At 49.4% G+C, this 26,414-nt stretch carries 28 protein-coding genes; 20 read left to right on the forward strand and 8 right to left on the reverse strand.

All coding sequences use genetic code 11. The annotated features are described in order from the left end of the window. Positions 1-2 precede the first annotated feature (2 nt). The gene (locus KOG47_RS02980; protein ID WP_215243744.1) at positions 3-1,205 is read right to left on the reverse strand and encodes an MFS transporter; all 1,203 of its coding nucleotides are present in this window, start codon (positions 1,203-1,205) and stop codon (positions 3-5) included. Positions 1,206-1,467: 262 nt separating this feature from the next. Between KOG47_RS02980 and KOG47_RS02985 the strand changes: the two genes are divergently transcribed. The 5 genes from KOG47_RS02985 (at position 1,468) to KOG47_RS03005 (ending at position 5,008) form a co-directional block, all read left to right on the forward strand. Beyond that, the gene (locus KOG47_RS02985; protein WP_078147375.1) at positions 1,468-1,794 is read left to right on the forward strand and encodes a winged helix-turn-helix transcriptional regulator; all 327 of its coding nucleotides are present in this window, start codon (positions 1,468-1,470) and stop codon (positions 1,792-1,794) included. A gap of 81 nt (positions 1,795-1,875) precedes the next feature. After that, a complete protein-coding gene (locus KOG47_RS02990) occupies positions 1,876-2,379 on the forward strand; it encodes a cupin domain-containing protein (protein WP_074036164.1) in 504 nt (167 codons plus the stop codon). Beyond that, on the forward strand, positions 2,376-3,269 hold the full coding sequence (locus KOG47_RS02995) for an aldo/keto reductase (protein WP_276551143.1): 894 nt from the start codon (positions 2,376-2,378) through the stop codon (positions 3,267-3,269). The genes KOG47_RS02990 and KOG47_RS02995 overlap by 4 nt, the downstream gene beginning before the upstream one ends. A 134-nt stretch (positions 3,270-3,403) precedes the next feature. Further along, on the forward strand, positions 3,404-4,465 hold the full coding sequence (locus tag KOG47_RS03000; RefSeq protein ID WP_215243745.1) for a DUF389 domain-containing protein: 1,062 nt from the start codon (positions 3,404-3,406) through the stop codon (positions 4,463-4,465). A gap of 198 nt (positions 4,466-4,663) precedes the next feature. Continuing rightward, positions 4,664-5,008 (forward strand): hypothetical protein, encoded by a 345-nt coding sequence (locus KOG47_RS03005; protein WP_215243746.1) that lies wholly within the window; start codon positions 4,664-4,666, stop codon positions 5,006-5,008. Between the two features lie 221 nt (positions 5,009-5,229). Here KOG47_RS03005 and KOG47_RS03010 read toward each other — a convergent pair whose 3' ends face one another. Then, positions 5,230-6,924, reverse strand: a complete 1,695-nt coding sequence (locus tag KOG47_RS03010; protein ID WP_031422757.1) for a M3 family oligoendopeptidase — start codon at positions 6,922-6,924, stop codon at positions 5,230-5,232. 208 nt (positions 6,925-7,132) lie between these two features. On the opposite strand from KOG47_RS03010, the gene KOG47_RS03015 reads away from it, so the two are divergent. Continuing rightward, positions 7,133-7,633 (forward strand): PTS sugar transporter subunit IIA, encoded by a 501-nt coding sequence (locus tag KOG47_RS03015; protein WP_012727005.1) that lies wholly within the window; start codon positions 7,133-7,135, stop codon positions 7,631-7,633. Between the two features lie 90 nt (positions 7,634-7,723). Further along, positions 7,724-8,323 carry a helix-turn-helix domain-containing protein gene (locus tag KOG47_RS03020; protein WP_074036173.1) on the forward strand — a complete coding sequence of 200 codons (600 nt, stop codon included), beginning with the start codon at positions 7,724-7,726 and terminating at the stop codon, positions 8,321-8,323. A 67-nt stretch (positions 8,324-8,390) separates the two neighbouring features. Here KOG47_RS03020 and KOG47_RS03025 read toward each other — a convergent pair whose 3' ends face one another. From KOG47_RS03025 to KOG47_RS03035, 3 genes are all read right to left on the reverse strand, one after another. Next, positions 8,391-8,816, reverse strand: a complete 426-nt coding sequence (locus tag KOG47_RS03025; protein ID WP_026825360.1) for a hypothetical protein — start codon at positions 8,814-8,816, stop codon at positions 8,391-8,393. Between the two features lie 64 nt (positions 8,817-8,880). Next, the gene (locus KOG47_RS03030; protein WP_159562686.1) at positions 8,881-10,074 is read right to left on the reverse strand and encodes an ABC transporter permease; all 1,194 of its coding nucleotides are present in this window, start codon (positions 10,072-10,074) and stop codon (positions 8,881-8,883) included. After that, a complete protein-coding gene (locus KOG47_RS03035; protein ID WP_012727001.1) occupies positions 10,064-10,954 on the reverse strand; it encodes an ABC transporter ATP-binding protein in 891 nt (296 codons plus the stop codon). Before KOG47_RS03035 ends, KOG47_RS03030 begins: the two co-directional genes overlap by 11 nt. A gap of 117 nt (positions 10,955-11,071) precedes the next feature. Here KOG47_RS03035 and KOG47_RS03040 point away from each other — a divergent pair, with 117 nt between their 5' ends. Next, on the forward strand, positions 11,072-12,016 hold the full coding sequence (locus tag KOG47_RS03040; RefSeq protein WP_215243747.1) for a ring-cleaving dioxygenase: 945 nt from the start codon (positions 11,072-11,074) through the stop codon (positions 12,014-12,016). Next, a complete protein-coding gene (locus tag KOG47_RS03045) occupies positions 12,013-12,612 on the forward strand; it encodes an alpha/beta hydrolase (protein ID WP_214758384.1) in 600 nt (199 codons plus the stop codon). The genes KOG47_RS03040 and KOG47_RS03045 overlap by 4 nt, the downstream gene beginning before the upstream one ends. A gap of 5 nt (positions 12,613-12,617) precedes the next feature. On the opposite strand, the gene KOG47_RS03050 is transcribed toward KOG47_RS03045, so the two are convergent. Then, positions 12,618-13,106 carry a hypothetical protein gene (locus KOG47_RS03050; RefSeq protein ID WP_214690620.1) on the reverse strand — a complete coding sequence of 163 codons (489 nt, stop codon included), beginning with the start codon at positions 13,104-13,106 and terminating at the stop codon, positions 12,618-12,620. Positions 13,107-13,431: 325 nt separating this feature from the next. On the opposite strand from KOG47_RS03050, the gene KOG47_RS03055 reads away from it, so the two are divergent. The 5 genes from KOG47_RS03055 to KOG47_RS03075 all read left to right on the forward strand — a co-directional run bounded on the left by KOG47_RS03055 (position 13,432) and on the right by KOG47_RS03075 (position 17,562). Beyond that, positions 13,432-14,487 (forward strand): acyltransferase family protein, encoded by a 1,056-nt coding sequence (locus KOG47_RS03055; protein ID WP_215243748.1) that lies wholly within the window; start codon positions 13,432-13,434, stop codon positions 14,485-14,487. A gap of 74 nt (positions 14,488-14,561) precedes the next feature. Then, positions 14,562-14,897 (forward strand): Asp23/Gls24 family envelope stress response protein, encoded by a 336-nt coding sequence (locus KOG47_RS03060; RefSeq protein WP_012726997.1) that lies wholly within the window; start codon positions 14,562-14,564, stop codon positions 14,895-14,897. Between the two features lie 199 nt (positions 14,898-15,096). Next, a complete protein-coding gene (gene pgmB / locus KOG47_RS03065; protein WP_074036182.1) occupies positions 15,097-15,762 on the forward strand; it encodes a beta-phosphoglucomutase in 666 nt (221 codons plus the stop codon). A gap of 217 nt (positions 15,763-15,979) precedes the next feature. After that, positions 15,980-16,387, forward strand: coding sequence for a Rok-like winged helix domain-containing protein (locus tag KOG47_RS03070; RefSeq protein ID WP_074036184.1), 408 nt, complete (start codon positions 15,980-15,982; stop codon positions 16,385-16,387). Positions 16,388-16,509: 122 nt separating this feature from the next. Then, complete coding sequence (locus tag KOG47_RS03075; RefSeq protein WP_012726994.1) at positions 16,510-17,562, forward strand: glycosyltransferase family 4 protein; 1,053 nt, start codon at positions 16,510-16,512, stop codon at positions 17,560-17,562. A gap of 41 nt (positions 17,563-17,603) precedes the next feature. Here the strand turns inward: KOG47_RS03075 and KOG47_RS03080 are convergent, their stop codons facing one another. Next, positions 17,604-18,611: an LCP family protein gene (locus tag KOG47_RS03080; RefSeq protein WP_159562681.1), complete on the reverse strand. Its 1,008-nt coding sequence runs from the start codon at positions 18,609-18,611 to the stop codon at positions 17,604-17,606. Positions 18,612-18,652: 41 nt separating this feature from the next. Continuing rightward, entirely contained in the window at positions 18,653-19,294 is a 642-nt protein-coding gene (locus tag KOG47_RS03085) for a YigZ family protein (RefSeq protein WP_215243749.1), read from the reverse strand. A gap of 179 nt (positions 19,295-19,473) precedes the next feature. Here KOG47_RS03085 and KOG47_RS14875 point away from each other — a divergent pair, with 179 nt between their 5' ends. From KOG47_RS14875 to treC, 6 genes are all read left to right on the forward strand, one after another. Further along, entirely contained in the window at positions 19,474-20,598 is a 1,125-nt protein-coding gene (locus tag KOG47_RS14875) for a sensor histidine kinase (protein WP_196431028.1), read from the forward strand. Between the two features lie 22 nt (positions 20,599-20,620). Next, positions 20,621-21,313, forward strand: coding sequence for a response regulator transcription factor (locus tag KOG47_RS03095; RefSeq protein ID WP_159562679.1), 693 nt, complete (start codon positions 20,621-20,623; stop codon positions 21,311-21,313). A gap of 95 nt (positions 21,314-21,408) precedes the next feature. Continuing rightward, complete coding sequence (locus tag KOG47_RS03100) at positions 21,409-22,257, forward strand: DegV family protein (protein ID WP_215243750.1); 849 nt, start codon at positions 21,409-21,411, stop codon at positions 22,255-22,257. A 48-nt stretch (positions 22,258-22,305) separates the two neighbouring features. Beyond that, entirely contained in the window at positions 22,306-23,013 is a 708-nt protein-coding gene (treR, locus tag KOG47_RS03105; protein WP_215243751.1) for a trehalose operon repressor, read from the forward strand. Between the two features lie 202 nt (positions 23,014-23,215). Further along, positions 23,216-24,664: a PTS system trehalose-specific EIIBC component gene (gene treP / locus KOG47_RS03110; RefSeq protein WP_074036194.1), complete on the forward strand. Its 1,449-nt coding sequence runs from the start codon at positions 23,216-23,218 to the stop codon at positions 24,662-24,664. 82 nt (positions 24,665-24,746) lie between these two features. After that, the gene (gene treC, locus KOG47_RS03115; protein WP_215243752.1) at positions 24,747-26,381 is read left to right on the forward strand and encodes an alpha,alpha-phosphotrehalase; all 1,635 of its coding nucleotides are present in this window, start codon (positions 24,747-24,749) and stop codon (positions 26,379-26,381) included. Positions 26,382-26,414 lie beyond the last annotated feature (33 nt).

Genomic DNA, 26,414 nt, shown 5'->3' on the forward strand with positions numbered 1-26,414 from the left:
CCTTAGTTTGCTTCCAAACGACGTGAAATGGCTGTCAAGATGACGGCGATGATGACCATGATGCCACCGACCCAAGGGGTATGCACAAGTCCGATTGAATCGGTGACGAGTCCACCGATTGTTGCGCCGAGGGCAATCCCGATGTTGAAGGCCGCGATGTTGAGTGCGGATGCGACATCGACAGCGGCAGGTACATATTTTTCAGCCAATTGCACGATATACAGTTGAAGTCCAGGCACGTTCATGAAGGCGAGGAGTCCCATCAAGACGATGGCAATCAAACCTGCCACTTTGAACGGAATCATGAACGACATGATGATCATGACCGCTGCGTGAACGATGAACATATAGAACAATGCTTTCGCTGGATTTTCGTTGGCGAGCTTTCCACCGACCGCGTTCCCGATAGCGACTGCGATTCCGTAAACGAGTAAGACGACACTGATCAAGCTCGGGCTGATCTTTGTCACGTCTTGCATGATGGGTGTCAAGTACGTGAAGGCGACGAACGTTCCACCGTAACCGAGTGCTGTAATCAAGAATCCGAGCATGAGACGACCGTTTGTGAGCAGTTTCTTCATATCTGAGAACTTCGCTGGGGGTGACTGTTTCAAATCTTTTGGAATCAAGAAGAAACTTGCGATGATTGAAATGATACCGAGTGCTGCGACGGCGAAGAATGTGGCGCGCCATCCGAACGCTTGTCCGATGAAAGTACCGAGTGGGACTCCTGTAACGGTTGCGACAGTTAAACCTGTGAACATGAGTGCGATGGCACTCGCTTTTTTATGTGGTGGTACGAGTTGAACAGCAATCGTTGCCCCGATGGAGAAGAAGACACCATGCGAGAATGCGGTGATAAATCGGGCGACAATCAAAAGTTCAAAGGTGGTCGACATGGCCGAGACCAAGTTTCCGCCGATGAAGACGACCATGAGTGCCATGAGTAACGTCTTGCGGTTCATCCGGTTCGTCAGTGCCGTCAAAATCGGTGCACCGACGGCTACGCCGATCGCGTAACCCGAGATAATGAGACCCGCGAGAGTGATGCCGATGTTTAAATCACTTGCGATCGATGCGAGGAGACCGACCGGGACGAACTCGGTCGTTCCGATGCCGAAAGCGCTGATCGCGAGGGCGAGTAATGCCAACCCTCCATTTTTAGGTGCCTGTTCTTCGATAGGTTGTGTGTACGGTTGATTCATGAGTAGTTCCTCCTAAAATAAATGAATAGTGTGGAAGACGAGGGCCCTTCGTCTCCGGATAGCAAAGACATCTCACTTTCCTCTATTGTTCAGTACGGTCGAAAAAGTACCTTACCGTCTCAAGGGGATGTTACAAGCGAAATGAACTTGTATAGATTTGCTACAGTTGCTATCATAAGTGCATGAAAACAGTTTGAGAAGTACGTACTTTTTAGTGCGGTAGGCACCAAAAAGTGCCTATGTAAGAAATGGAGGAAACGAAATGCCATATAATATTCCGGTCGAAGCGACACTTGACGTCATCGGCGGTAAGTGGAAAGTCGTCATCATGTGTCACTTGATTAAAGGGGAGCGACGGACGAGTGAACTGCGTAAACTCATGCCGAACATCACGCAAAAAATGCTCACCCAACAATTGCGTGAGCTCGAAGCGGATGGTGTCGTCGTTCGTACGGTGTTCGAGCAAGTTCCGCCGAAAGTCATTTACTCACTCTCTGAGTACGGATGGTCACTCAAGCCAATCTTGGACGCCATGTGCGCCTGGGGCGAGTGCCATATCGATCAGTCCGGTGAAGAGGTCATTTCATAACCATCACGGTCGTCCAATACGGACGACCGTTTTTCGTAGTGACAAGTCGGGTACAGGGACAGAGACAAGGAGGGAATTAGGATGGACGTGAAAACTTTTTTGTTTACAGATGACGGCTCCATTCCCAACCATCCGGATTATCCGGCGCTCCTCTATCGTGGCGTCTTTGATGACCCGAGCGGGATGCGAGAGACGTTTGCCCATAATGAATGGACGAACAGTTGGGTGAACGGGGTGTTCGACTATCATCACTATCACAGCAACACGCATGAAGTATTGGGCATATTACAAGGTGAAGCGACGCTTCAACTCGGAGGGACGAACGGTGACCTCGTCCGCGTCCGCCTAGGTGATGTCCTCGTCTTACCGGCGGGAACGGGACATCGTCGCATCGAGGCGAGCGAAGATTTTCAAGTGGTCGGGGCATACCCGGACGGTCGTGACTATGACACGTTGACAGGAAAGACCGAAGAACGACCGGACAACGTAAAGCGAATCGAACAAGTCGAAAAACCGAAGTTTGACCCCGTCTTCGGGACGACGGGTCCACTACATGAAGCATGGACAAAGGAGGAAACGTTATGAATCAACGACTACCACATTCTTTATTACTTGCAGCTTTGAAGCAAAACGTCGTCAAATTGAAAGACGGGCGCGAGATGCGCGCACTCGGACAAGGTACATGGCGCATGGGGGAAGACAAATCGAAGCATGATGCCGAGGTTGAGGCACTTCGGACAGGAATCGACTGCGGACTCCATGTCATCGACACGGCGGAAATGTATGGGGAAGGGGAGTCTGAGAAGTTGGTAGGGGAAGCAATCCAAGACCGACGCGAAGATGTCTTTCTCGTCTCGAAAGTGTATCCATACAATGCGTATGGCGACAAACTCGTCAGCGCATGTGATGCGTCGCTCGAACGACTCGGGACGGACTACCTGGATCTTTACTTACTCCATTGGCGAGGCGATGCCTCGCTCGAGGAGACGATTCAAGGGATGGAACAGCTTAAAGCGGACGGAAAGATTCGGGCATGGGGAGTCTCGAACTTCGACGTGGACGATATGAAGGAATTGCTGTCGCTACCGAATGGAGACAAGTGCGCGGTCAATCAAGTGCTCTATCATCTTGGCAGTCGCGGGATTGAGTACGACCTCCTTCCTTATCTAAAAGAACAAGGGATTCCTGTCATGGCATACGCTCCACTCGCTGAAGGAAGTGACGTGAAAGAAGAGGTCTTCAATAACGAAACGATCAATCGGATCGCGGAGTCGTATAGTGCCTCAGTCGCGCAAGTCTTACTTGCTTGGACGATCCGGAGCGGACACGTCATCGCCATCCCGAAAGCCGGGCAGGCCGAGCATGTCGAGGAGAATGCGGCAGCGCTCTTGCTCGACATGAGTGAGGAAGATTTTGCTTCGCTCGATGAGGCGTTCCCGCCACCGACAACGAAACAACCGTTAGATGTCATTTGACGACGTGAACTGGACCAAACAAAGGTCCAGTTTTTCTTTTGGCGAAATCGATTGCCCTTTACTTGATGCGGGTAAATAAAGGGAGGACTTGCTTGTGTAGATGACATCGATACGACAAGGGAGCTGAACTCTATATGGAACAGACGTACACCGCTGAAGAATTCAAAGACAAGATGTACTCGAATTTAAAAGTACGGCCGAGTGATTCCGTCATTTTGATGTGCTCCATCTTTATCGCGTCAATCGGATTGAATATGAATTCCATTCCCATCATTATCGGGGCGATGTTGATTTCGCCGCTCATGACGCCTATCTTGAGTATCGGTCTCGCCTTGTCGCTCTATGACATGAAACTTCTTCGAGCGGGTGTGCGTTTACTTCTGGTCCAAGTCGCAGTCAGTCTCACCGTCGCGACCATTTATTTCGCTATCTCGCCAATTACCTATGCGAGTAATGAAATCATTGCCCGAACGGAGCCGACGATTTGGGATGTCATCATCGCTTTCGCTGGGGGGACTGCCGGCATCATCGGGGCGCAAAAGAAGATGAGCAATAACATCGTCCCAGGTGTCGCCATCGCGACCGCCTTGATGCCCCCGCTCTGTACGGTCGGCTATTCGATTGCGACGTGGAACGTCGATTATTTGATCGGGTCGAGTTATCTGTTCGTTATCAACTGCGCGTTCATCGCCATTGCGACGTTCATCGGAGTCAAGTTCATGGGTATCTCACAAGTGTTGACGAAGCAAGACGCGAACCATAAAAGAATCAATCGACTTCTCATTGCCTTGTCTGTCTTCATCGTCGTCCCAAGTATCTTCTCGGCCGCGACGCTCGTTCAAGACAGCATCGTCCGGACGGGAATCAACAATTTCATCGAAGAAGAGTTTTCAGACGCCATCATTATCAGTCAGGACTATCAGGAAGATGATGATTTGCTTCTCGTGACGACGACGGGGAAACGACTGACCAATGAAGAACTTGCGGAGATTGAATCCCGCTTGCCTGACTATGGGCTACATGCGATTGAATTGTCCGTGACACAAGTACCGGATTTGAATGGTTTGTCCGGCGAACAGGCAGCGCGCATTTTTCAAGACTATCTCGAAAGTCGCCTGCAACAGTTCAACTTGTTCGACAGCCGTCAAATCGATTTAGAGGACTTGCCGTTCGAACTGCAAAATGAGATGAATTAGTATTTCGATTATTTTTAATTATGTATTGGTGATTGAAAAGTGATTTCTTTATATGAGCTAGAAGATCATCATATTTCCCTTTCATTTAAAAAGGTAACTGGAATCTCAGAATTATTGAAGTAAAATAGACGTACATGACTATTGATGATCGTGATACACGAAGCGATTAACTTAAACTAGTTTACCGGAGGAGTTTTCATGTTTCTAAATGTACTTTTATTTTTTGAGATTTCAATAGTCTTATGTATGGTCATTGCTCTGTACAAATTTAAACGTAAGCAATTTTCTAGTGATTTACTTTTTTTGTTTTTGGAAGAAAAAAATAGAATGCAGCTTGAAACTAAAAATATTGAAAATACAAAATATCATAAAGTTAAAAATTTATTGTTGCTGCAAGCTCTCAATATATTGATATTGCTTGCTACATTAAATTATATGATTATAAGTAACGATGGTAGAAGTGAGATGAATTTAATTGTTGTCTTCTTCTTACTTCTTAATCGATATGGAGTGAATTTTTTTGTAGAGAAGAGTCTAAACTAAGTAGTGCAAAACCGTGTTGCTTGAAATCTGAATTCTCTTGGGTATCAGTCATAAAAGAATAAAAAAACAAATAGCAGAAATAACTCGAATTCAGTAGAGTCATTTCTGCTATTTTTCATATCAAGTGAATAAAATAATTCTGAAATGTTATTTTTCCAAAGCGCCCGAATTTCTTTTGGTAAGCCTATTGATTGGAAAAAATTCAGTAATCATTTTACTCGTTAGTTCGCGAGCGGATGTTTCAAGAGATAGTCTTCGATTTGATCAATCGTTTCTTTCAACACGCCGTCTGCGAATGGTGATTTGAGACCTGCCAGTTCGACGAGCTCGAGGAACGAACGGCTTCCACCTGCCTGACAGAGCGTGAGGTAATCGCTCCATGCCGCTTCGCGGTCTTCATGCATGCGCACCCAGAACTGGAATGCACATACTTGTGCGAGCGTATAGTCGATATAGTAGAACGGGCTTTGGAAGATGTGACCTTGTTGGTGCCACCATGCGCCCGATTCGAGATAGTCGTTCGTCTCATAATCACGGTGCGGGAGATAGACCTTCTCCAAATCGCGCCACGCCTGACGACGCTCGGCAGCTGTCATCTCTGGGTTGCGGTAGACGACATGTTGGAACTCATCGACGAGCACGCCATACGGAAGGAACGTCATGCTACCTGCCAAGTGATTGAACTTATACTTGTCGACTTGGTCGCCGAAGAAGAGCTCCATCCATGGCCAACAGAAGAATTCCATCGACATCGAGTGGATCTCACACGCCTCATAAGTCGGGAAGGCGTATTCCGGTGTCGTCAAATGACGGCTTTCATACACTTGGAAGGCATGACCGACTTCGTGCGTGAGAACATCGATGTCGCCTGCCGTCCCGTTGAAGTTCGAGAAGATGAACGGAAGTCCTTCAGACGGTAAGTACGTGCAGTATCCGCCGCCAGATTTCCCTGGTTTCGCCGTCAAGTCGAGGGCGCCGCGTTCCTGCATGTACTGGAAGAACTCGTCCGTCTCATTTGAGAGTTCACGATACATTTTGTTTCCGCCTTCGATGATGAACGACTCATCGCCTTGCGGTGTCGCGTTTCCGTCTGGGAAGACGAACGACTCGTCATAGTAATAGAGGTGGTCGACACCGATTCGTTTCGCCTGCTTTTCTTTCAAAGCAGAAGCGAGCGGGACGATGACGTCACGGACTTGTTTCCGGAAGTTGTCGACCATCGACTCGTCATAACCGACACGCTGCATCCGTGCATAACCGAGTTCGACGAACGACGGGAAGCCGAGCGCGTGAGCGATTTCCGTACGGACGCGTACGAGTTCCCCATAAATGCGGTCGAGCTCATCGCCGTTGTCAGAAAGGTATGTATAGCGGGCGACAGATGCGGCTTTTCGGACATCACGGTCTGGTGATTGAAGATATGGGCCGAACTGTGACAAGTTGAGTGTCTTGCCGTCAAACTCGATTTGCGCAGCGGACATGACCTTTTGATAAGCTGTCGCGAGGCGGTTTTCTTCCTGCAGTTTCGGGATGAGTGACTCCTCGAACGTTTCAAGTGCGCGCTCGGCGAGAGAGAACAGTTGGCTGCCCCATTCCGCTTCGAGTTCAGTGCGAAGCTCGTGGTTCGTCAACACGCGATAGTACGCTTGAATCTCCTTCTCATAGACCGGAAGTGCATCGTCAAAGAAGGCCTGTTCTTCTTCGTAAAACGAATCGCGTGTGTCGACCGAATGTCGGATCGCGACGAGTTGACTTTGTGTCTCAAAGTCGTTCCGTTCTTTGTTGATTTGGCGAATGAGCTCGTTCGCTTCCTCGAGTGTGCTGGCTTGCTGTAATTCGGCAGAATAGTCCGACAATCTGCTGTTTAAAGCGTCCAAGTCGGGCCGTTCATATGACAATTTTGTGAAAGTCGTCATTGTAAGCGCCTCCATCGTGTGAAATTTTTACAAAGTGTAAAAAGGGCTTGCAAAAGCGATTGCACACTCGTATTCTTACGATGTGTAAAACGATTTCGCACTACCTTATTACAACTATACCGTTAATAGGGTAGGGATTGAAGTATTAGCTTTTCGGGTATAAAAGTGAAGACTTCGATTCAATAGAACATGTTGGAGGGATTAAGCTATGGGATTCTTTAAAAAACTTTTTGGTGGTAAAGAAGAACAACTCAACGCGGTTTCACCGCTTACAGGAAAGGTCGTCGACATCACGAACGTACCGGACCAAGTATTCTCACAAAAAATGATGGGTGACGGGATCGCAATCGAGCCGACAGAAGGAAAAGTCGTCTCACCGGTTAGCGGAACAATCGCGACAGTATTCCCAACAAAACACGCGATCGGTATCAACGCGGACAACGGTGCGGAATACTTGATTCACATCGGTTTGGATACGGTAAACCTTAAAGGTGAAGGCTTCGAGACACACGTTACAGAAGGTCAATCTGTCAAAGCAGGCGACCCACTCGTCACGTTCGACCTCGACTTCATCAAAGCGAACGCGCCATCGACGATCACTCCGATCATCATCACGAACCACGACAGCTTCGGCGTGAACAAACTTGTCGCAGAAGGCGACACGGTGACAGCTGGATCTTCGGAAGTCGTCGAGTTGACAAAGAAATAAGAAGACGACCCATGACTCGGGAGCTTAGGCTTCCGAGTATTTTTTTGCGAATGCGGGAATTATAATGAAGAGAGGGAAGGGGGAATTGAGATGGATGGAAAAAATGCACCATACCGGGGATACGGGGATCGGATTCGAATATTACGGGAACGGGCAGGATTGTCGATTGAGACGCTTGCAGAACAGATTGGTGTCGCACCGTACTTTATCCGACGTACCGAACTGAGTGAGGTCTATCCGACCATGCCTTACATAGAGGCGCTCGCAGACGCTTTGCAAATCGACCCGAACTATTTGGCACGCCATATTTGGACGGGCGAGTCGCTCAAAGTCCTCATGCGAGGAAAAGTGCCGGAACTCGAACAGATGAAGCTCGCCTATGAAGAAGCGATGCACGGGAAGTCCGTCGAAGAAATGCAACGGCAACTCGAAGAGCGGATGCGCATCTTTGACTTGATGCACGAAGAAGAGTTACAACGAATCTTTGACCAAGATGAAGAGCCGACGACACATCATGCACTCGAAGCGCTCGTCGATGCGGTGCTTGATCTCGGACGGTCACATGACACGACGCGTCACATCGTCCCGTTCGCACGCTATGTGGAACGGCTTGTCCCAGACCAATTCGCAGACAACTCATTCCAGTACGCGGAGTATGGTGTCGTGGATAAATCGTATAAATTGCAATGACCGTAGAGCATTCTACGGTTTTTTTGTGCACAAAAAAGCGACCAGGAGAATCCCCTGGTCACTTCAATCAGCGCATCGGACGCGCTTCGTAGCGTACTTTTGGACGAGTGCCGGCGAGTAAGAAGCCGAGCACGATATTCAAGATTGTGAGCACCCATCCGACATAACCGAATGTGTAGGCAAGACTCGCCAGCATCGTTTGCCAGTCGAGCAATGCTGCTGCGTCCCCGCGGAATGTGAAGCGGATGACGGTGAAGCCAATGAGTGTCGTTGCAGTAATCATGATGCCGATCCATGCGCCACCGAAGCGGGACGTTTGAGAGCGTCTGCTGACCGGATACCAAAACGCGAGCGTTCCGATGAACGTACTGCCTGCATAGGCAAGCAGGATTTGCCATAACGCATCCGCGTCTAAGAAGACGGTATAACAGATGAACGTCGTGAGCGTCGTCATAAACGTAAAGATTAAGGCTGCGAGTAATCGTGATCGCATAGTTCGTTTTCCTCCTCATTTTGCACATTCTTTAGAGTAAACGAAAACGAATTTGCTGTAAACGTTATTGACGGTTTTGTAATATTTGTCGCCATTGTTTAATAGCGTTCGTTCCATAGAACAAGACGCCGCCACGATAGAATTTCGAGCCAATCCACAGTGTGATACCGATCGTTCCGATGAGTAACCCAATCGAAAGCGCCACTTCCCATACGGCCACATCGACGAGCATGACGCGAAGGAACATGAGCATCGGAGCGAAGAACGGGACGAACGAGAGGATGGTCACGATGGTCGCATCCGGGTTGTTCAATCCAAACATCGCGACTAAGAACGCAGCGACGAGGAGCATGATGACCGGCATGACCATTTGTTGTGACTCTTCGACACGGCTGACAAGTGAACCGAGGACAGCGAAGAGTGAGGCGTACAACAAGTACCCGAGCAAGAAGAAGACGAGTAGATAGATGACAGCCCGTGCGTTGCCGGCGTTCTCGATGACCGTCGTCGCCAGTTCGCTACCACTCGCACTTACATAACCAAACCCGAGGAAGATTCCGATTTGGATGAGGGCGAGTGTCCCGATAGCGGTCACTTTCGCAAGCATATGGGTCACTGGATGAGTCGTTGAGATGATGAGCTCCATGACACGCGATGACTTCTCCGTCGTCACTTCTGTTGAAATCATCGATCCGTACGTGATGATTGAAATGTACAGGAGCATCAACATGACGTAAACGAGCGCCGAAGACGAGAGGAGCTCATCCGAGTTCTCTCCACCGCGTCCGAGATAGGACTCGTCGAGTTGGATCGGTTCGCTGAGAGCAGCGATGACTGCCGGGTCGACATCGGACGATTCAATCAATTCCGCATTGCGCAACTGTTGTAAAGATGTTTGCAAGATGGTCGTGAACTCCTGTTCCGGTCGTTCGGAGATGACGCGGGCATCATAGCCGTCGACAAAAGCGACGACCCCATACTCTCCGTCGTTGATGCCGGTCCGTGCCTCTTCTTCCGTGATTTCGCTAGATGCGACGTCTTCATAGCCGAGTGACTTCATCGTGTCGACGAGTTCTGTGTTCTCAGATACAACGAGAGCACTCGCCTGTTCAGAGTCCTCGAATGAGGACATGATGCGGTCGATGTTCGTGAACCCGAAGATGAACAGGATGGTTAGCGCCGTCGAGATGAGGAATGCTTTTGAACGAATTCTCGATTTGAGTGTGAACGCATAGAGCGGTCCAAAGTTATGAAACATGCTGTCCGACCTCCTTGATGAAGATGTCATTGAGCGATACCGGTTGGCGCATGAACGTCTTCACGTTCGCCTGATGACGGACGAGTGCCGACAGGACGGCGTCACTGTCTTCGAAAGAATGTAAGCGTACTAGATGACCGGATTTGTAAGGCTCGATTGTCTCCACGACTGGGAGCGACTCGAGAATGTGAATCTGGTCCGTTTCAATAAAGAGGGCAGGTTCTTCGTATCTCGACTTGATTGTCGGGACGTCACCGCTTACGACGGCACGGCCACCTTTCAAGATGCCGACGTGTTGGCACAATTCTTCGACATGTTCCATTCGATGACTCGAGAAGACGATGGTCGTCCCGGCGTCACGCAACGCGAGAACTTCACGCTTCAGGATTTCAACGTTAACCGGGTCGAGGCCGCTGAACGGTTCGTCTAAGATGACGAGTTCCGGGTTATGGAGCAGGGCGGCGACGAGCTGAATCTTCTGTTGATTCCCTTTTGATAGCTGCTCGACGCGCATCGTTTCATATTGAGGAATTTCAAGGCGTTCGAGCCATGACTTGACCGCGCGTTTGGCATCGCTCCCGCGCATGCCCTTTAGGCTTGCGAGAAAGACGAGCTGTTCACGCACTTGGGATTTGGGATACAGGCCACGTTCCTCGGGCAAATAGCCGACGATGCGATGGTCGACCGCTTTACCGTTCCACGTGATACTCCCATCGGTCGGCTTCAAGATGTCGAGGATCATCCGGAACGTCGTAGTCTTTCCAGCACCGTTTGCACCGAGCAAACCAAACATTTCCCCTTGTGGGACGCGGAACGTGAGGTCGTCGACAGCTTTGAAGTCACCAAACTCCTTGGTGACGCGTTCGATATGTAATGCCATATTCTATTACCTCCTTAGAATGTCTCTTCTTCTATCGTACGCCACCTTGAGCAAAAAGTTTCACTTTTTCTGGTAAATGATTTATCTTGAAATCAAGATAATAAAAGGAGGATGACAATGAAAACGCAGTCTACGGGAATCCATCACATTTCGTCGATGGTACAAGACCCGCAACGTACGCTAGATTTTTATGGACAGGTACTCGGTCTCCGCTTCGTGAAACAGACCGTTAACTTTGATGACCCTGGTACGTATCATCTCTATTTTGGGGACGAAGTCGGGACACCAGGGACGGTGATCACGTTCTTTCCAATCCCGGGCTTAGGGAAAGGGCAGGTCGGGAGCGGACAGGTTGGCGTGACGACTTATCTCGTACCGGCAGGAAGTTTACCGTTCTGGGAAGAAAGACTACAACAGCACGGCATCGCGACCGTCGCCACTGAACGGTTCAGCGAGGCATCACTTTTATTTGAAGACCAGGACGGACTCGTCGTCGAACTCGTCGCCCGACCGAGCTCTAAACAGACACGCTGGGTCATCCCCGGTATCACAGAACATGAAGCAATTGTCGGATTCGCCGGAGCGACTTTGTTGTCGAAAGCACCGGACGAAACCGTGCGCTTGTTGACGGAACTGTTCGGCTTTGAACGGGTCGCAGAGGATGAAGAGTGGATCCGTTTGAAAGGGTCAGCAGATTACGGGAACGTCATCGATGTGAAGAAAACGATTTTACCAAACGGGGTCCCTGGAACGGGAACGGTTCATCACATCGCGTGGCGCGTTACCGACGGAGACCATTATCCGACCTGGCAAGACGCCATCTTTGACCTTGGGTTAAGACCGACCGAAGTGAAAGAACGAAATTATTTCCGCTCCGTCTATTTCCATGATGCCGGACGTATCCTGCACGAACTCGCGACAGACGTACCTGGATTCACTGTGGACGAATCCGTTGACACGCTCGGTGAGACGTTGCGCTTGCCACCATGGCTCGAAGCGAACCGAGATAAAATCGTCCGCACACTACCAGCAATCACGATACCGAGAGGAGAACGCATATGATTCATCAATTCATTCAAGGTACAAAAGAGACGACACTCGTTTTATTACACGGAACTGGAGGGACCGAGCAGGATTTGATTCCGCTCGCGAAAGAACTATCGACCGAAGCGAACATTTTAACGCTTCGAGGGGATGTCATTGAAAACGGGATGTCCCGTTTCTTCCGTCGCCACGCGGAAGGGGTGCTCGACCTTGAAGATTTAAAGAAACAGACAGAGCGCTTCCTTCAGTTTTTAGATGAAGCGGCGACAACGTATGGTATCGACCGAGACAAGATGATCCCACTCGGTTATTCGAACGGGGCGAATTTGATCGGGTCGGCACTTTACCGTCATCCGGCGTTCACTGCTTCACTCCTATTCCACCCGATGGTACCGGACCGTTCATTGACGCTACCTGACTTGTCAGGAACGAACGTGTTCATCTCGGCTGGCGAACGCGACCCGATTTGCCCGAAAACAGAAACAGAAGAGCTGACGTCGACACTCCGAAACGCGGGAGCGGACGTCGAGCTCTTCTATCACTCGGGGGGACATGAACTTCGCATGGAAGAAGTCGAGGCAGCACGGACATGGATTGCCGCATACCTCGACTGATTCATTCAAGCCATTTTTTTCGGTTTGTTCGGACGAGAATAGACGACGAGGACCCCTCGGTCAATCAAATAGGCGGCGAATAAACGTTTCGCTTCCTCAGCACGCACAGTTCGGTCGATTTGGATATACAATCGGCCGAGCTTTTTTTGTGAGGTGCGCGTGAGCAACCAAATCGAGTCGAGCGTATACTGCCAACTTTGGAGCGTGTCACCACCGATATATAAGTAGCGGTTTTGGGTGCGCTCGAGCAAGTAGTTGAGCCACCAGACGTCACGAGCCAGTTTAGCGCAGACACCGAGCACGAACGTGAGACCGAGGAAAGCCATGCTAGATAAGACAGGATGAATGGCAGAGAACCCGTTGCGGACGGACTCGAAGGCGACAAAGAGCAATCCGACGGAAAAGACGCTGACGAACCACCAGAATCCGAAGTTAGAGAATGAACGTTTTGGGTCATGCACCATATGATGTCGATTCCGGATGATCGATGCCATTCTCTCCACCTCCTTTATTAGAATATTCTGAATATTTGGTAACACCACTATACTATACTGTACCCAATCCCGTCTATTTGAATACGCACACAACATGCTGAATCGTGAGGATTTTTTGACGTTTCGGCTTGTATTCCTCCAATTATGGGAATGATGACAGTGAAGACATGAAAATTTTGTTGAAACGTAATTTCACTTAGCAGAGGAATCGCTTATGATAGGTGAGGGATTTTCCAAGACCTACATGGATTCTGTCTGTAAAGAGAACGTGAAAACATGAAGGTCAGCTTCATTGCAGTCATCATAGAGAACTAGAGGGAATGTTATGAGAAATTATTGGTATGACAATATTAAAGGAGTGCTCGTCCTACTCGTCGTCTTCGGACATTTGTTGACCGATGTCCGCGGTGCTTATGACGATATTTTACCAAAGTGGGTGTATCTGTTCCTGTATACCTTCCACATGCCGTTGTTCATCATGTTGAGCGGTTACTTTTATCGGGAGAACCGCTATTTGCGCGTAATCCAGTTATTCGTGGTCTATGTCATTTGGCAGGTCATCCTTGGGTCATGGTTCGCATTTACAGAAGGGATTCCGATTTTCTCACTTGAAAATCCGGGTCTGAATTTGTTGAAGCCGTACTGGGCGCTTTGGTATCTGATGGCCATCATTTTCTGGTACATCATCACCCCGTATGTGACACAACTGAAAGGCTACGTGTTATATGCACTATTATTCGCGCTCCTGTTTGGATTCCAAGCCGAGGCGACGGGGTATTTCGCGTTACGAAAAGTCATCATGTTCTATCCGTTCTTCTTGATCGGGAACTGGATGTCCGAGCGCAATACGCTCAACTTCTTTGAGTTACCAAAACGGGCCGAGCACCGGAATCGATATCGCATCGGTGGGGCGATTGTCTTCATCACGCTCACACTGGGACTCTTGGTCTCGATGCGGGTCCAGCAAGACGATACGTTCTATCATATCGGGAACTTGTTCAAATTCCGTTTCGCCTATGACACGGCCGTCCCAGAGGCGATGTGGAGTGGACCGTTCGCCTTTTTGATTGTTTATACGGTGTCGCTCCTCATGTCAATTAGTTTCGCGCTCATCATCCCAGGACGACAGCTCCCGATTTTTTCGCGTGCCGGGCAGTATAGTCTGTACGTCTATCTCGTCCACGTCTTCTTTGTTGTCGCCTGGAAGGCGTTTATACCGGCTGGGTTCATGCCGACATCTTGGATGCAACTGCTCGTCTTGTTCGGTGTCGCCTTTGTGATGGTCCTCGTGATTATCAGTCCACCGATGGTCCGTCTCTTGCGTCCGCTCGTCGAGATTGACGTGAAGCGAGTCCAAAATACGAAGGGTGTAAAAGGGTAAAGTCTTTTCTAAACGCTTCATTTCCGCTACACTTTATTAAGAAGAAACGAAACTAGAGTTAAGGAAGTGACCCTATGCCATACGAAAATGGAATGCACAGCACAGAAGGCGACGTGAACGTATCACGTCACGTCGTTGAAATGATCGCCGCGGTCGCGGTCAAAGAAACGAAACACGTCTCGTTCACGCAAGAAGATACGAAATTGTCAGAGCGTGCGCTCATGAAACATGTGAAAGTCGATGAGTCGGACGAAGGCATCACCATCAACCTATCGCTTTATATCGCGTACGGACAGTCGATCATCAAAACGGTGACGGCCGTCCAAGAGCGCATCACGCAAGATATGGACACGATGCTTGCGATGACACCACGTTCTGTGAACGTCAAAGTGGTCGGCATTCAGCTGTAATAAGGAAGGGGAGAGCGCATGCTCTTCTCTTTTTTGATTTTTGCGAAAACGGTTGCATCAAGAGAACGTTTTCATTTATAATAGAAATCGAACAAGTGCAACCGTTTGCATCATTGACCAAACGTGCGACGGGTACTTGTCAAGTTCCCTAAATGTAGTCTGACGACACAAGCATTTGAAGGAAAGGCGGAAAGCATGTATGTCAACGATTGAAGCAGTGATTTTCGATTTGGACGGTGTCATCACTGACACCGCAGAGTACCATTACCTCGCATGGAAGCAGCTCGGTGAAGAGCTCGGAATTCCATTTGACCGCGAATTCAACGAAACGCTCAAAGGCGTGAGTCGGACTGAATCGCTTGAGCGGATCCTTACGCTCGGCGGTAAACAAAACGATTTCACACCGGAAGAGAAAGCAGAACTCGCACAAAAGAAAAACGAGCACTACGTTGAACTCATTCAACATATCTCATCCGACGATCTTCTTCCAGGTATCGTTTCATTCCTCGATGAAATCAAAGAGGCGGGACTTAAAATCGGAATGGCTTCTGCTTCAAAGAACGCATTTGCGGTCGTTGACGCACTTGGTGTCCGACATTACTTCGACCATATTGTCGATGCAGCAACTGTCGCCCAATCAAAACCACACCCCGAAGTGTTTTTGAAGGCCGCTTCTGCCCTTGGCGTGAAACCCGAACTCGCCATCGGCGTTGAAGACGCGGCTGCCGGCGTAACTGCAATCAAAGCGGCAAATATGTTTGCTGTCGCCGTCGGAGAAGAATCGATGCTTGGTCATGCAGACCTCATCGTCGCTTCTACTGACGAACTGTCACTTGAACGCATCCTCGAACGCGTTCACGTGTAAATGACTACAATCATCTTCCGTGAGACGGCGACTGCCCCGAACAGTCGTCGTCTTTTTTGAGCCTAAAGTCCTAAATAGACAGAATTGCCCAAAAAGAGATGACAAACACATTACAAATCCGTTACACTTTTATAGAAGATATAGAGGGATTATTAGGAATTACTGATTTAAATTAGGGAATTCCAAATTATAATTGGATGTAGAAGGGGATTTGTGTATGGAATCTACGAATGTCAATGACCACATTTATCGAGAATTGATGGAAATTGAGGAGTCGTATCGCCAATTGCAACGACGTGCCGAGTATTTGATTGCGGAATTGAGTCGAGATAGAGAAGATAAGGACTCCATGACTGATGCGTCAAAACGCCTACGTCCGCGCCGTGTGAACCAGCGTTATCCGCTCGAGGTGTACGTTCATCAAGTGACGGATCTACTGAAAGAGCGTCAGACGATGAGCGTGCGTGATATTCAAATGGAACTTGAACTTCGTTACCGTCATCACATCAGCAACATTTACCAATTGATGGTGAAAATTGAAGGGGTCAACCCGGAAATCAAAAAAATTGGTCGCGGCTTGTATACATACGAACCGACAGAAGAAGTGGCAGCGACACTTTCATGATCCAGAGCTGATGGGGAACGCCTCATCGGCTTTTATTGTAAACGGACTGATATCCACTCCTCGATTCAAAATGTGATATAATTCGCCAGAGTCTATTTTTTTGAGAGAGGAACTGTCGGCCCATGCTATGGATTGCCATGTTGGTCAGTTTTGTGATGGCCATCTTGATTACACCGCTCGTTCGTCGATTCGCATTTTTCATCGGTGCAGTCGATCATCCGAACGCACGAAAAGTACATTTACGGACGATGCCACGAATCGGGGGTCTCGCGATTTTTATCGCATTTTTCATCGGCTACGCCTTGCTGCTTCCGACGAGTCGATATAACGACGCTATCTTGATTGGCGCTGTCGTCATTCTCCTTACCGGACTGATCGATGACCGGTTCCAGTTATCAGCCCGTGTCAAGTTGATGGGACAGATGATTGCGACGGTCGTTGTCTTGAACTCGGGGATGCGAATTGAACTCATCAATCTTCCGTTCGACCAGCAACTCTACCTCGGGTCATGGAGCATCCCGATCACCGTCCTTTGGCTGATTGGGATCACGAATGCCATCAACTTGATTGATGGTCTCGATGGTCTCGCCGCCGGTGTGTCGAGCATCGCCCTCGGGACGATTGCCGTGTTAGCCATCATTCAGGGGAACGTCTATTTGACGATGATGGCGCTCTTGCTTCTTGCGAGTACGCTCGGGTTTCTCGTTCATAATTTTTATCCGGCGAAAATCTTTATGGGCGATACGGGAGCACTGTTCCTCGGGTACATGCTCGCCGTCTTCTCGCTCATCGGGTTTAAGAACGTGACATTGTTCTCGCTCGTCGTCCCGGTCCTCTTGCTCGGGTTGCCGATCTCGGATACAATTTTCGCCATCGTGCGCCGGCTCGTCCAAGGGCGACCGCCGATGTCGCCGGATAAATCGCATATGCATCATCAGTTGATCGATATGGGCTTCACGACACGGCAAGCCGTCTTGCTCATGTACGGGATGACCTTGTTCTTTGGCATCTCATCCATCTTGTTCGCCAAGACGACGATGCTCGGTGCGGTCATCACGTTCATCGTCGTGTTGATTGTCATTGAATTGATCGTGGAATCAACCGAACTGATTCATCCAAATTATAAACCGATTATTCGCACGTCCCGACGACTGCTCGGTCGACCGCGAACCTAAAAAATAGCCAGTATCGCCGCGCGATACTGGCTATTATTGTTTTAGTAAGTGATTGTCTCAGTCATCGTATCGTCTGTTTCGTCAGTTGATGGTTCATCCGCTGTAACGGGCATGCCGAGCTCCGTCTGGAGAAGGGCCTGGGCGTCACGAAGGTCAGCCGGGTCGATTTCATAATAGTAGACCCCGTTCAGCGTCAGGTCCGTCCCTTCAAGTGTTTCGCGGTTGAACGACTTCAGCGATTTTGCGTAAGGCTGAAGTTGTGAGGCCTCTGACAACGTCATGTTCGTCCGGATGTTCTCGCCGACAGCATTCATGATCCGGTTCAGCTTCGTAAACGAGTTGATGGTCGTCGCCTCATTGATGATGGCCTCGATAACTTGCTGTTGTCGACCGGCTCGACCGATGTCGCCGGCAGGGTCTTGCTTCCGCATCCGGGCATAGGCAAGTGCTTCTTTTCCGTTCAAGACTTGAACGCCAGGCTCTAGCTCGACATTTCCGGTCGCTTTTCCAGAGATGGGGATGAGGACATCGATCTCGACACCACCGACCGCATCGACCAAATCTTCGATTCCATCAAAGTTGATGGTCGCATAGTAATCGATTGGGATGTCGAGCAGGTTCTCGACGGTCGCGATGGTCGTGTCAATGCCTCCGTAAGCGTAAGCATGGTTGATCTTGTCTTTGAACGGATCCTCATCGTCGATGATGATGTCGACATATGAGTCGCGTGGGATGCTGACGAGCGTCACTTGCCGCGATTCCTTGTTGAACGTGGCGACCATGAGCGAATCAGTCCGTCCTTCCTCGAGCGAGGCGCCGCCATCGACTCCTGCTAACAGGACAGAAAAGTGATCTTTCGTCAAGTCGATGGTCTCGTCGCGACGTTCTGACTTGTCGCCACGTTCCAACGCCTTGTTCGCGTTTTCGGCGGTTTCATTCGCTTTGAAGACAAAATAGCCGAAAGCGGAACCACCGATGAGCAATACGACACCCAACACGATGAGGACAATTTTCCAAGGTGATCTTTTCTTGCGTGGGGGTGTTTTCATGTTGTTTCCTCATTTCAGTCGTTTCTTTTAGTATAGGCGTTTCAGCGTTTGAAATCACGTTCGATGATGCGGATCCCATGAGTTTGAAGCTGACCTTGACCGTTCGTCATGTCTGTCAGCCAAGCGAGCGCCTCCTCTGTCTCTTCCACGGGTACCGAGACATGAAACGTGACGAGGTCCGCGTAGATGATGTCATCGAGCAGATAGCTAGACTGTCTCAACTCGTTTTCGACTTTCCCAATCCATGTATAGTCGACGGTGAGTGTCAATTGTTGCATCGGTAGGCGTTCGACGATGCCGATCGCATCAAGTCCTTCGCTTACAGTTCCACCGTAGGCACGAATAAGTCCGCCGCCACCGAGCTTGATTCCACCGAAATAACGTGTCACGACGACGACCGTATCTTTCAAGTGGCGTTTGCGTAACACCTCGAGCATCGGCATGCCGGCCGTACCGCTCGGCTCACCGTCGTCGTTCGCTTTTTGGTGCTCGTTCCGTTCCCCGATGATATAGGCGGAACAGTTATGGTTTGCATTCCAATGCTCTTTCTTGGTGGCTTGGATAAACGCCTGCGCCTCTTCCTCTGTTTCGACACGTTTGAAATGAGCAATAAATTTTGATTTTTGGATAACGACTTCGTATGTTCCACTTTGTTTTATAGTATAATTTGACTCAATAGACATTTCTGAAAATTCTCCTTTCTATTTTTAAATATTTTTTTTAGAATTCAAGTAGGCACATACGCTATTTATAGCGAATGGAATTATAGAAAATCTCTCATGTCCGCTGTAAACCTGTTTAGAGTGGGACGATATATAAGAATAGATGAGGATTAACTACCGAACTATTAGGGGATGGCATCGTGAATCATATTACCGATCGGACAGCTTTAGAACATATCATAACAAATATGATTGAAACGGTGACGGAAAGTAAAGAGGAGATTGTCCGTATAACCGAAAGTTCTGCAACTGAATATTCAGCAATTCAAAACGAGTTAAAAGAATTGACGGATAAAATCGAGTTCTACATCGAGGAGTCCGATCGACTCGACCGACTCGTGAAAGCTGCAAAGGCCAAGCTCGTTCAAGTCAGTAAAAAGTTTCATATACATAGTGAACAAGAAATTCGCGAAGCCTACGAACGGGCGAATCAAATGCAACTCGAACGTTTTCTTGTCCAAAAAGAAGAGATGGCGGCACAGCAACGCCGGAACGACTTAGAGCGTCGTCTGCTCATCTTAGAGGACACGATCGAACGTGCCGAAAAGTTGATTGGTCGCGTGAGTGTCGTCTTGAACTTCTTACGGGATGACTTACAGCAAGAGTATTCGGACATGATGAAAAAACAAGAGATGGCCATCGGCGTATTCGAAGCGGCTGAGCGCGAACGGCGCCATCTCGCCCGCGAGATGCACGATGGTCCAGCGCAATCGCTTGCTCATATTCTGATACGGGCCGACCTGATTGAAAAGACATTTGATAAACGAGGAAAAGATGAGGCATTTGCCGAATTACATGAATTGAAAAAGCTAATTCGTGGGGCGCTCGTCGACGTCCGTCGTTTGATTTATGATTTACGTCCGATGTCGCTTGATGATTTAGGCTTTTTGCCGACGCTCGAGCGCTATCTCCATCAAACGGAGGAGTATACGGCAATCAAGACACGTCTCAACTATCGAGGGTCGCGTGCGCGATTACCGGAGAAGCTGGAGATTAACGTGTTCCGTCTCGTTCAAGAATCGGTACAAAATGCGATCAAACATGCAAAAACAGCCGAAATCATCGTCAATGTCGAGCAAGCGAGCGACGTGATTCACATCCACGTCCGCGACTATGGCATCGGGTTTGAACCGAGCGCAATTGGCGAAGAGTCGTTTGGGATTGTCGGAATGCGCGAACGAATTGAATTGGTGAACGGAAGCATCACCATCGACTCGGAAGTCGGCAAAGGGACAGTCGTCCGGATGTCGATTCCGATTCCGTGAGAGAACAAGGGGGAAGACATACATGGAAATGACACAGACACGCATTGCGATCGTGGATGATCACGAACTGTTCCGCGAGGGATTGAAGCGGATTTTTGATTTGGAGGATGAATTTAAAGTTGTCGCCGAAGGGCGTACGGGACGCGAAGCAATCCGCATCGCTGGCGAGCAAAAACCGGAAATTCTAATTATGGATATCAACATGCCGGACATGAACGGAATCGAGGCGACGAAGCAACTGTCACTTCTTTCACCAGAGACACGTGTCCTCATTCTGTCAATCCATGATGATGAGTCGTATATCACACATGCGCTTGAAGCGGGGGCATCAGGGTTCTTATTAAAAGAAGTCGCATCGACAGAATTGATCTCGGCAGTCCGTGCTGTCGCAAAGGATGGGGCGTATCTTCATCCGAAAGTGACAACGAACGTACTGAAGGATTACCGCCGTCTCTTACAATTCAAAGGGGAACAGGCGGGACGTGGCGTCGAGAGCCGTACAGATGACCCGGTCTATCAATTATTGTCGCGCCGTGAGGTCGAGGTGTTGCACCTTCTCGCCGACGGTCGCTCGAACCGAGACATCAGTGACATGCTGTTTATCAGTGAGAAGACGGTCAAAAACCACGTCTCCTCCGTACTTCGTAAAATGGACGTGAACGACCGGACGCAAGCCGTCGTGGATGCGATTCGCCGGGGTTGGGTCGAGATTTGAGCGTCACCGATGCTTTACCTCGTTTTTGTGTTACAATATGGAATGGAATCCTAACATAATTGGAAAAATGAAACGACGTAAAGTGAGGATATAGTATGGGAAACATTGCGATTTTAACCGACAGTACCGCCTATCTGTCGGATGATTTTTTGGCGCGACATGACGTCCATGTCGCACCACTCAGTGTCATCTTCGATGGCGCGTCGTACCGCGAATCGATTGATATGTCGACCGAGGCGTTTTATGAGCGTATCGAGGCGGGTAACCTGCCGACGACGTCGCAACCGGTCATCGGTGAGACGGTGGAATTGATTGAGAGCTTGCCGGACGATGTGACGGACGTGATTGCGATCACGCTCTCCAGTGGAATCAGCGGAACGTACCAATCGATGGTCGCGCTAAATGACATGGTCGATGTGACGGTTCATGCGTTTGACTCAGAGATTTCGTGTATGCCGCAAGCGTTCATGGTCGAAGAGGCCCTTCATCTCCGTGACAACGGGGCGACACCAGAAGAAATCATCGCCCGACTTGAAACGGTCCGTGATTCGATTCGCGCGTACTTCGTCGTCGATGACCTCGACCACTTACAACGCGGTGGACGGTTGAGCGCGGCGCAAGCGCTCGTCGGATCGTTCTTGCAAATCAAGCCGGTCCTTCATTTCCAGGATAAATTGATCGTCCCGTTCGAGAAGATTCGGACATACAAGAAGGCCGTACGCCGAATCGAAGAGATGATGGACGAATCGATTGTCGGAGATGGAGAAGGGTACTGCATTGGTATCATTCACGCCAACTGCCCGGAGCGTCAGGCGGAAGAGATCGCTTCGATGAAGCTGAAGTTCCCGAAAGCACATATCTCGGGAAGCCATTTCGGTCCCGTCATCGGAACGCATCTCGGACCTGGTGCAATCGGCATCACATGGTATCGTCGCGAATGGTAAGAGAGACGACCGTCTAAGGTCGTCTTTTTCAATGGAGGAGGGAATGAAATGGCGAAATATCGCCAAATCTTTGAGCGTCTGGCAGAAGAGATGCGAAATGGCACGAGACCCGCTGACTCAAAGCTTCCGTCTGAAACCGAGTTGATGCATCAGTTCGAGGCCAGCCGGGGGACGGTCCGGAAAGCGCTCGATCTTTTACAGGAGAATGGGTATGTCCGGAAGCATCATGGAAAAGGCGTGTTCGTGTTGAAACGTGACCAGATTGAGTTTCAATTCAACGGCATCGTCAGTTTTTCAGAGGTCTACGCGAGCATGCTCGGTCGTTCCATTCAGACCCACGTCGCTTCGTTCGAAGAGATAGAAGCCCCGACATGGCTCGCCGAACGGATGAACTTAGTGCCAGGGACGCATGTGTTTCGCATCGAACGGGTTCGAAACTTTGACGGGGAGAATGTTATTTTAGATATCAACTATTTCGTCAAAGATCTCGTCCCCGGTCTGACAGAAGAGATTGCGGCTCGATCGATTTATGGATATATCGAAGATGAGCTTGGGCTACAAATCAGCTATGCCAAACGGAAGATTGCAGCTGAAGACGTGACGGAACTTGACCGGAAACGGCTCGACTTGCATGACTATGAATACGTCATCGTCATCACGAACGATACGTTCTTATATGAAGGACAACAATTTGAATATACGGAGTCGCGTCACCGATTGGACAAGTTCCAGTTTAGCGACGTCGCCCGTAGGTAAACCTCTTTCGTACAGGAAGGGGTTTTTTGTTTGTCCTAAGTCAAAATAGGGGAATTTTAACAGTAAATCACGACGCAAAACTTTCATGTTTAACTTATCTATATAAGTTATTGACTTAACTTATATAGATAAGTTATACTTTGTTTGTACTCATAAGTAACCGTTTTCATTTACAGTTTTCAAACAAAGGAGGACATTCAACATGAAGGCAGATTATCGTCAAATTGCCGCTGAGATCTTAGAAGCGATCGGGGGCAAAGACAACGTGGACAAGGCCGCGCACTGTGTGACGCGTCTACGTCTCTCCCTCAAGGATCAATCAAAAGTCGATGAGGCGCGCGTGAAAGAAATCGACCTCGTCAAAGGGGCGTTCGAGAACTCCGGCGTGTATCAAATCGTCATCGGAGCCGGCGATGTCGATCGCGTCTATGCCGAGTTCATCAAGCTCGCTGGACTTGAGGCGGCGACGGTCGCCGAGGTCAAATCCGCGGGCGGCAAAAAAATGAATCCGCTTCAAAAACTCGTCAAAGTCTTCTCTGACGTCTTTATGCCAATCATTCCAGCCATCATCGTAGCCGGTCTCCTTATGGGGATCAACAACTTACTTGCATCGGAAGGTCTCTTCATCGAAGGACAGACACTCATCGAGGCGTATCCGAACCTACAAGGACTTTGGGATCTCATCAACATGATGGCGAATACGTCATTCGTGTTCTTACCTGCACTCGTCGGTTGGTCGGCGACGAAACGATTCGGTGGGAGCGAAGTACTCGGGATCGTCATGGGTCTCTTGCTCGTTCACCCGGACCTCTTGAATGCATGGGGCTACGGAACGGCAGCACTTGAAGGAGATGTCCCGACGTTTGATATCCTCGGACTCTTCGAAATCGAGAAAGTCGGCTACCAAGGTCAAATCTTGCCGGTACTCGCCGCTGCCTATATCTTGAGCCAAATCGAGATGTTCTTGAAAAAACGTGTACCGAACGCCATCCAACTCTTGGTCGTTCCAATCACAACAATCGTTGTCACAGGATTCCTCGCACTCGCAATCGTTGGACCGGTCACTCGTGGAATCGGGAACGTGATCGCGACAGGACTCGTCAACACGTTCGAAGCCGTACCGGTCGTCGGGGCACTCCTCTTCGGATTGTTCTACGCACCGCTCGTCGTCACCGGGATGCACCACTTGTTCATCGCCATCGACCTTCAGTTGATCGCAGATACAGGCGGTACGTTCATCTGGCCGATGATTGCACTCTCAAACATTGCTCAAGGTTCGGCCGCACTCGCGATGTTCTTCGTCTACAAGCACAACGCGAAACAAAAGAGCATGGCATCGACTTCAGCCATCTCGGCTTATTTCGGAATCACAGAGCCGGCCATGTTCGGGGTCAACTTACCAAATAAATTCCCGTTCTACTCAGCTATGATCGGGTCGGCAATCGCTGCTATCTTTATCACATTGAACGATGTGCAAGCAATCGCCATCGGTGTCGGAGGACTCCCTGGATTCCTCTCAATCTTCACAGATAAGATCCTTCTCTTCATCGTGGGCATGGTCATCGCGATCATCGTTCCGTTCGCGCTCACTTTCATCTTGTCGAAGCGTTATATGAAGAAAGGTGAACTTGAAGAAAACAAAGTCGCATAAGTAATGACTCGGGAGGGAGGGACGGCAGTTCTTCCCTCTTTACTATTGAAATGAAAACTCTTACAAAAAGGAGATGTCGTTGATGACACAGAAAAATTGGCGCAAATCAGTCGTCTATCAAATTTACCCGAAAAGTTTTTACAGTCCGGAAGGGAACGCGACCGGATCGATTAAAGGGGTGACGGCGAAGCTGGATTACTTGGCAGAACTCGGCATCGAATACATTTGGATGACGCCTGTCTATCAGTCACCTCAACACGATAATGGCTATGACGTGAGTGATTATTATGCCATCGACCCGTCTTACGGAACGATGGAGGACCTCGACGAATTGATCCGTGAAGCAGAGGCGCGGGGCATCGGCCTCATGATGGACATCGTCGTCAACCACTCTTCGACCGAGCACGAATGGTTCCAAAAATCATTGGCGGGAGACGAGCGGTACCGTGACTATTACATCTGGCGCGACGAACCGACGAACTGGGAATCGAAGTTCGGTGGGAATGCGTGGGAATATGATGAGAAGAGCGGACAATATTATCTCCACTTGTTCGACGTGACACAAGCTGACCTGAACTGGGAGAATGAACAGATGCGCGAGGACGTCTACGAGATGATGCGGTTTTGGCGTAAAAAAGGAATCAAAGGATTCCGTCTCGACGTCATCAACCTCATTTCAAAAGAACAGAACTTCCCAGAAGACGCATCGGACGGTCGCAAGTTCTATACGGACGGTCCACGCATCCACGAATATTTAAAAGAAATGAACCGAGAAGTATTTGATGGGCATGACGTCATCACGGTCGGGGAGATGTCTTCGACGACGCTCGATCACTGCGTACGCTATTCAAACCCGGACGAGAACGAGCTCAGCATGACGTTCAGCTTCCACCACTTGAAAGTCGACTATCCGAACGGCGAGAAATTCGTCGCGGCGCCGTTCGATTTCATTCAATTAAAAGACATCATGTCGACGTGGCAACGTGGGATGCACGGGAAAGGATGGAACGCCATCTTCTGGTGCAACCATGACCAACCACGTGTCGTCAGCCGTTTTGGGAACGACACGAATCACCGCGTAGAGAGCGCGAAGATGCTTGCGACAGTGCTCCACGGCCTTCAAGGGACGCCGTACATCTATCAAGGGGAAGAAATCGGGATGACGAACCCCGGCTTCGACTCGCTCGATGAATATCGGGATATCGAAACGCTCAACATCTACAAGTTGAAGCGGGAAGAGGGTGTGTCGCATGATGACATGATGGCCGCCATCAAACAGAAGTCACGCGACAACTCGCGAACGCCGATGCAGTGGGATGCAACGACACATGCCGGCTTCACGAGCGGCACACCATGGATCAACGTGGCGCCGAACTATGAGGACGTGAACGTTGAAACGGCGCTTCGTGATCCGAACTCGGTGTTCTACCACTACAAACACTTGATTGCATTACGAAAAGAACTTGACGTTTTGACGGACGGAGACTACACGCTTCTTACTCCTGATTCGCTAGACGTTTGGGCATATACACGGAAGACGGACCGAGAGGAGCTACTCGTCGTCGCCAACTTCTATGGAATTGAAACGACGTACACGATTCCAGAAGGATTCGAGCGGGTGAACGTCGTCAGTCACAACTACGACGTGCCTGAGCTCGACGGAATATCGTTGTCTCTTCGTCCATATGAGGCGATCATGTTCTATAAACAGATTTAACAGATGGGACCCGACTTTTTCGTCGGGTCCTAT

It is taken from the genome of Exiguobacterium sp. s121 (assembly GCF_018617245.1).
Lineage (GTDB): Bacteria > Bacillota > Bacilli > Exiguobacteriales > Exiguobacteriaceae > Exiguobacterium > Exiguobacterium profundum.